This window comes from Pseudomonas sp. 2822-17 (assembly GCF_002742485.1).
In the GTDB taxonomy this organism is placed as follows: Bacteria; Pseudomonadota; Gammaproteobacteria; order Pseudomonadales; family Pseudomonadaceae; genus Aquipseudomonas; species Aquipseudomonas cyclaminis.
Genome location: NZ_LJRZ01000736.1, coordinates 1 through 243 on the forward strand (window position 1 = coordinate 1; position 243 = coordinate 243).

Genomic DNA, 243 nt, shown 5'->3' on the forward strand with positions numbered 1-243 from the left:
ATATGCAACTCATATAAATGAAGAGATGAAAGTCGCGGCAGTTAAAGCTATTGCTGAATTAGTACGAGAAGAAGACCTAAATCCAGACTATGTAATTCCAGGTCCGTTTGACCCAAGAGTTGCACCAGCTGTTGCACGAAGTGTTGCACAGGCAGCAATGGAAACAGGAGTAGCACGGAGAAAAGTTGACCCAGACCAAGTGGAAAAAAGGACAATGGAATTAACAGCAATAAAAGATTAAGT

Annotated in this window: 1 pseudogene; it reads left to right on the top strand. The window is 41.6% G+C overall.

The features are described 5' to 3' along the window. Window positions 1-241 (top strand): annotated as a pseudogene (locus tag AOA60_RS24025) (NAD-dependent malic enzyme); the annotation flags it as partial. Between the last annotated feature and the right edge of the window lie 2 nt (window positions 242-243).